Origin of the sequence: Vreelandella nigrificans (assembly GCF_002374315.1) — a bacterium.
GTDB lineage: Bacteria > Pseudomonadota > Gammaproteobacteria > Pseudomonadales > Halomonadaceae > Vreelandella > Vreelandella nigrificans.
The window spans coordinates 295,159-301,629 of the sequence record NZ_NWUX01000002.1 but is presented as its reverse complement, the minus strand read 5'-3'; the positions used below and the strand labels follow the sequence as shown (position 1 = coordinate 301,629).

Genomic DNA, 6,471 nt, shown 5'->3' with positions numbered 1-6,471 from the left:
CACCTCCCCGATCGTGTTGTAGTGTCGCTCGTCAAACAGTGGCTAGCTCAAATGCGCCAGGGCAATACGGAGGCCGACCAACACTTCCAGCGCCTAAAGCGCCTCACCGACTTGGACACCCTGCTTAGCAGCCTGCTGCCGAGTGCTCCAGCTGCGCTATATGAACCAGCGACAGCAAGCACCAGCTAAATTAACCACACTGCGCTTAAGTAGGTAAAAAACACGCCCGAAAACATATCCCAAAAAATACAAGAATCAACAAAGAGCGTTAATGGTTGTAAATGGCGTTGACGATATCTTTCGTTGTTTCGATATAGCCGGTAATGTCTTCGTCGGTCATCGGTAGCATCAACCCGATCTGGCCACGATGAACCGGGTAGTATCCTCGGGTTGCCATTTCCATCGCATAGATGGACATCTTATCTTCATCTATTTTGTGCCAGTAATCACGGTGCGTGGTGATTTCCTGACCAAGCTCTCGTGTCAGAGCATAGCCGAGAATCGAGAACGAGCCATAAACGATGAAGGGAATGCCACTGGCTTTCGCCCATGAATTGAGCTCGGACTTGATACGCTCGGCCATACCATTGATTTTGTCGAATGCCGCATCGTCCATAACATTAAGGCAGGCGATCCCGGTCGCACAGGCCATCGGATGACCGTGATGCGTTCCAGACACCATGACCTGGTTGGCCTCAACGACGCTGAAGACCTCCCGCGAACCTCCGATTGCACCGATTGGCAGACCACCACCAATCATCTTGCCCATGACCGTCAAGTCAGGCTTGACCTCGTAGAGCTTCTGCAAACCACCAGTCGATGCGCGAAGCGACATGGTCTCGTCAACGATAAGCACGATACCTAGCTCGCTGGTCAATTCCCGGATCTTGGCCACAAAGGTCTTGTCCAGGCTCACGATCCCGCCTGCACCGGACTGAAGCTCCATGATGACGCAGGCGGTATCGTGGGAGTGGCTACGCAGAATCTTTTCACAGGCTTTAAAGTCGTTCTGTACCAAGGTAACGACGTTATCCACCTTGTAAGAAGGAATGCCATCAGAATCAGGTAGCGAACGAGGATTATTGTCCGGGCCGGGAAAGTTACTTGGGCTGGGATGCGTCGAAATCGCAAGGTCGTCGGCAAAACCATGATAACCGCCTTCAAACTTGGCAATCTTGGTTTTTCCAGTATAAGAGCGTGCGATACGAATAGCCCCAAGGCACGCCTCACTTGCGGAACAGAAGAATTTAACTTGTTCGACCGATTCTATTCGGTCACTTAGCAGGCTGGCCAGCTCCAGTTCGTGATCCGTTGGATTTCCAAAAGAAAACCCTTTATCCATCATATCGGTAATGGCTTTAATTATATCCGGATGATTATGACCAACTACATTGGTTGAAAAGTTGTTATTCAAATCCAGAAGACGGTGACCTTCTATGGTTTGAATATACTGTCCATCCCCCTTTTCCACAAAAACAGCATGAGGACCATAATTGAAAGTCCGCCGACTAAATCCACCTGGTATTAGGCCTCGCCCGGCAAGGGTCTTAGCCTTGGAGGCGTGAAATTTTTCCGAAAAATTATTAAGCGCCTGTTCGTAGGTCAGTTTCATCTTCGGCTCCGGTAATTTTTATAAATGTCATCATGACTGAAAGTGCCCTACTGATCTTATGTTTATCTCTGTATCGAACAATAGCGCAATCCGTATAAATCAATCCGTTTTAATGATCACTAAAGAAGCCTACCGGAATACTGATACTAACCAGACTATGATCACTCACCGCGATTAAATGATCACTTTTTCAGTATTGTTTTCTTCGACCTTATTAAGTCTTACTAACAACGCTGCACACAAAGATAAATTCAAATAATACAGTCGAAGGAACCTCCCCCATGCCTTGTGAATCGTCTCCGCATCAGCTCAAACCTGCCTCACTGGGGGTTGCTGATATCGTCTTCTTCGTCGTTGCCGCGGCTGCCCCCTTGGGAGCAACCTTGGGTGCTGCCCCTGTCGTGTTCGCCATCGGTGGTGCTGGCGCACCAGGGCTATATCTCATCGCTTCGGTCGTATTGTTACTTTTTGCCATCGGCTTTGCAGCCATGAGCCGTTATGTTGTAAGCGCGGGCGGTTTTGCAGATATCGTGAGTCGTGGGCTTGGCAAGAAAGCGGGGCACATGGCTGCTGGCGTTGCTTTACTGGCTTATGTTTGCATGCTTTCCGGTGTTTATGGTCAATTCGCCGCCTTTGGAGCGGACTTCATTACCTCGATTTTCAATGTTGAGGTCGATTGGCGAGCAATCGCTTTCGCTGTCGCGGCTCTAGTCGCTCTGTTCGGCTATCTCAATATTGACCTTTCCGCACGTGTTCTCGGCGTGATCATGATTTTGGAGGTTCTGATCCTCTTGCTGTTCGATATCGCGGTCTTGATGCAGTCCGATTTCGAGGGCGGCTTGTTCCAAGGCTTTATGCCATCTCAAATCATCTCCCCAGGAATGGGAGTGGCACTCATGTTTGCTTTTGCCTGTTTCGTGGGCTTCGAGTCGACGACATTATATGGAGAAGAAGCCAAGAACCCGAAGCGCACCGTGCCACGGGCGACGTACGTTGCTATTCTCACCATCGGTGGATTCTATATCTTGACGACCTGGTGTATCGGGCTTGCCTATCAATCCAGCGACGTCCAGGCTGCTGCTTCCGATAATTTCGTCAACTTCGTTTTCGATGTGAATACTGAGTATGTCGGTGCTTGGTCAACCTTTACGATGAAAATTCTGGCCATTACCAGCATTTTTGCCGTGTTGCTATCGTTCCATAATGCACTTTGTCGCTACCTTTTTTCACTCGCCCGCGAACGTTTTCTTCCTACAATATTAAGCCATGTACATCCGCGCCAATCCAGCCCGTACATTGCTAGCATCGTGCTATCTTGCTCTACGTCTCTGGTTCTACTGGCATTCATGATCGGGGATGCAGACCCCATCGACGATCTTTTCGTTTTGATGGTCGCGCTCGGCACCCTGTCGGTCCTTACGCTACAGACAATGGGAGCGTTTGCAGTGCTTGCCTTCTTCCGAAGGATCAAGGAAAGAAACCTGTGGGTACACCAAGTTCTTCCTGGCATCGGAGCCCTCGGCTTACTACTTATCTCAGTCTTGGCCTACACCAATTTTTCCGCACTAAGTGGTGTAGAGCGAGGCATCGTCACTATGCTTCCCTGGTGCGTTCTCGCTGTTGCTCTGCTGGGGGCTCTCAACAGCTGGCGGGCCGTTGCTAAGCATGGCGTGATCGGCTCTCCAGCTGGCTGATAGAAAACCGGCCAGACGCTTCGTTTCAACCGTCCAACACCAAATCGAGCGAAGGTCTCGCCTGCTAGTGCGATAAATGACAGTCCAAAATGACAAGAGTGAGTACTGTATGAAAATGCTTTCCGATGACATCTTGAATGGTAAATACTTCAACGGCCAATGGGTTACGGGTACGGAGATTTCTCCCGCGATCGAGCCCGCGACCGGGGAGACACTGGGGCAGTTTGCCATAGCGGATGCAGCCGTGATGACCTCATCTGCCGCAACAGCGCGCAACGCTCAACGCAGCTGGGCGGCTCAGCCCGGAGAGACGCGTTCGGCGATCATGTACAAGGCGGCCATGTTAATGGAGGAACATCGGGAGGAAATTAGCGAATGGCTGATCAGGGAATCAGGCTCCATTAAGCTCAAGGCGGCCTTCGAAGTCGAGGTTTCTATCAAGGCCCTGAGAGAGAGCGCCGGGCTACCGGGCCAGTCCCAAGGTGATATCCTGCCTTCCGAATTGGGAAGCCTGAGCCTGGCTCGTCGGCGCCCGCTGGGCGTGGTCGGTGTCATTTCTCCCTTTAATTTTCCGCTCTATCTGGCTATTCGTGCTGTGGCGCCAGCCCTGGCGGTCGGTAATGGCGTCGTGCTCAAGCCGGACCCCCGAACGGCCATTTGCGGGGGGCTGATCATCGGCAGATTGCTTGAGCTGGCCGGCGCTCCGGAAGGGATTCTTCATGTCCTGCCGGGGGGAGGTGAGACCGGTGCTGCCCTGGTCGCCGACCCAAATGTGGCAATGATTCAGTTTACGGGTTCCACCGAGGCTGGCCGCAAGGTCGGAGAATCCGCGGGGCGCCACTTGAAAAAGGTGTCGCTCGAACTCGGTGGTAAGAATTCCCTGATAGTACTCGATGATGCCGATCTCGATACTGCCGTCTCCAATGCGGCGTGGGGCAGCTACCTCCACCAAGGCCAGATCTGCATGGCCACAGGGCGAATTCTCGTTCACCGTAAGATCCACGACGAGTTCGTCAAGCGTATGGTCGCCAAGGCGCGAAACCTTAAGGTAGGCGACCCAGTCCAGCAAGACGTGGCTATCGGCCCCATTATCAATGAGCACCAACGTGATCATATTCACATGCTAGTCCGGTCCGCTGTCGAAGCTGGCGCGACGTTAGAAGCCGGGGGCAACCACGAGAACTTATTTTTCGAGCCCACTGTACTCAGCAATGTGTCACCGGACAATCCAGCCTATCTGGAAGAAATCTTTGGTCCAGTAGCAGTCATCGTACCATTCGATGATGATGAGATGGCCGTGCGACTAGCTAACGATACTGACTATGGTCTGTCAGCCGGCATTATCACCCGAGATGTCGGTCGCGCACTTCAGTTGAGCGAACGGATCGATGTCGGACTGCTCCACATCAACGACCAGACCGTGAACGACGACGTTTGCAACCCCTTTGGCGGCACTGGGCAGTCGGGCAATGGTACGAGTATCGGAGGGCCGGCCAACTGGGAAGAGTTCACCCAATGGCAGTGGCTTACCATCAAGCCGGAAGCTCAGGCTTATCCTATTTAACGTGCCCTTCCCAGCATCTATGCTGGGTCGCCAGGTAGACAGGTAGAAAAAATAGACAGGTAGAAAAAACGGCGGGCTCATTGCCCGCCGCTGATGCCCCAAGAGAGGTGAACAACAACCTTTATTCGATGGCTTACTGAGCCAATCCGTGAATCTTGGCGACGCTTGCTATTACATCTTTCTGCAACTCCAGATGTCTTTCGGGAGATTGTTGTGCCTTGATGAAGCTCAGCCCTGGGTCTTCGACATCGGTACGCCAGCCACAAAGCTCCTCCATGATGGCAAGTCCACAATAGGGAGTATAGGCTTCCGCATAGCCACCCTCATGGACAACAGCAAGCCGCCCCCCACAGACACGTTCCGCTGTTTCTCGCATAATGCAAGTCATGGACCGGTAATCATCGCTATGCAACATCATCCTCGCCAGTGGATCGACACCATTAGCATCGACACCATTGGCAATAATGATCAACTCAGGCTCAAAACGCTCCAATGCAGGTACAACAACCTTTTTCAAGGCCTCTAGGTAAGCAGCCCCACCACTGCCTGGCATCAAGGGAATATTAATGTTAGTTCCTACCGCATCACCCTCCCCTGTATCTTCCAACCCGCTATACCCAGGAGGGAAACAACCATCCTGATGAATGGAAATGGTCAGGACATCCGGCCGTTCGTAATAGATGGCCTGAGTTCCATTGCCATGATGGACATCCCAATCCACCACCGCGACCTTTCCAACCCCAAGATGCTTCTTGGCGGACTCGATTGCGATTGGAATATTGGCCAGACAGCATGCCCCCATTGCCTCATCTGGAAGACAGTGATGACCTGGGGGGCGCGAAAGAGAGTAGGCATTATCTACCTCCCGTTTGTATACCGCCTCAACAGCAGCTTTCGCCAATCCAGCGGATAACAATGCGATTTCATAGGAGCGAGGACCAACAGGAGATGTTTCAGACATGAACCCTCCCCCATTATCGCTCAGTGCTTTTAAGCGATCCAAGTAATGGGCAGGATGAACTGCCAGCGCCTCTTCTCTAGAAGCGGGTGGAGCGCTACGCACCTCAACTTTATCGAGTAATCCAGAAACATCCATTAGGTTTTTTATTCGTCGCTTAGATTCGGAAGACTCGACATTAGGAGAGCTAGGCATAGGCTGCACCCATTGCCCCACTGGAAAAATTAGCGCAGTTTGTCCAGGGTTATGCCACATCGTCCTTTCATCATAGAAAAGTACGCTTTTTCGCATCTCATACCCCTTTGTTTTTGAAATATAAATATCACTAGGATATTTTCAATTCATATATCCCAGTTAGCGAAAAACAACAAAAGACTAATCTCTTGCATCAAGATTAATATAGATACAAAAATCAGCCTGCTTTTAAAAGCTGACCAAACTCAGCCATACGACAGAGATAAAACCAGAGGAAACTCTGAAAATAATCAAGCGACACACTTTTTGAACTTCCAGAGTGTTTAACCAGCTTCTCCTGAAGATTGGCAAAATCCAAAAAGTGGCGCAACAATCAATTCAGATTAAACAATCTGAAACAATGATCATTGCACCAACAGTGAGCGCTTCACAATCGACTGACCCTATT

4 protein-coding genes and 1 pseudogene are annotated in these 6,471 nt (G+C 51.0%); 3 read left to right on the top strand and 2 right to left on the bottom strand.

What is annotated here, in order from left to right:
* Window positions 1–189 (top strand): annotated as a pseudogene (locus CPA45_RS04580) (DNA polymerase epsilon catalytic subunit A); the annotation flags it as partial.
* Window positions 190–268: 79 nt separating this feature from the next.
* On the opposite strand, the gene CPA45_RS04575 reads toward CPA45_RS04580, so the two are convergent.
* Complete coding sequence (locus CPA45_RS04575; protein WP_096650439.1) at window positions 269–1,612, bottom strand: aspartate aminotransferase family protein; 1,344 nt, start codon at window positions 1,610–1,612, stop codon at window positions 269–271.
* Window positions 1,613–1,893: 281 nt separating this feature from the next.
* On the opposite strand from CPA45_RS04575, the gene CPA45_RS04570 reads away from it, so the two are divergent.
* Together CPA45_RS04570 and CPA45_RS04565 are read left to right on the top strand one after the other, a co-directional pair.
* Entirely contained in the window at window positions 1,894–3,306 is a 1,413-nt protein-coding gene (locus CPA45_RS04570; protein ID WP_096650438.1) for an APC family permease, read from the top strand.
* A gap of 109 nt (window positions 3,307–3,415) precedes the next feature.
* The gene (locus tag CPA45_RS04565) at window positions 3,416–4,870 is read left to right on the top strand and encodes a benzaldehyde dehydrogenase (protein WP_096650437.1); all 1,455 of its coding nucleotides are present in this window, start codon (window positions 3,416–3,418) and stop codon (window positions 4,868–4,870) included.
* Between the two features lie 133 nt (window positions 4,871–5,003).
* On the opposite strand, the gene CPA45_RS04560 is transcribed toward CPA45_RS04565, so the two are convergent.
* A complete protein-coding gene (locus CPA45_RS04560; RefSeq protein WP_244287524.1) occupies window positions 5,004–6,023 on the bottom strand; it encodes a class II histone deacetylase in 1,020 nt (339 codons plus the stop codon).
* Window positions 6,024–6,471: the final 448 nt, after the last annotated feature.

What these genes read in the sequence shown, in the direction of transcription:
- CPA45_RS04575 (WP_096650439.1), bottom strand. Translation starts at nt 1,612, where the DNA reads ATGAAACTGACCTACGAACAGGCGCTTAATAATTTTTCGGAAAAATTT.
- CPA45_RS04570 (WP_096650438.1), top strand. Translation starts at nt 1,894, where the DNA reads ATGCCTTGTGAATCGTCTCCGCATCAGCTCAAACCTGCCTCACTGGGG.
- CPA45_RS04565 (WP_096650437.1), top strand. Translation starts at nt 3,416, where the DNA reads ATGAAAATGCTTTCCGATGACATCTTGAATGGTAAATACTTCAACGGC.
- CPA45_RS04560 (WP_244287524.1), bottom strand. Translation starts at nt 6,023, where the DNA reads ATGCCTAGCTCTCCTAATGTCGAGTCTTCCGAATCTAAGCGACGAATA.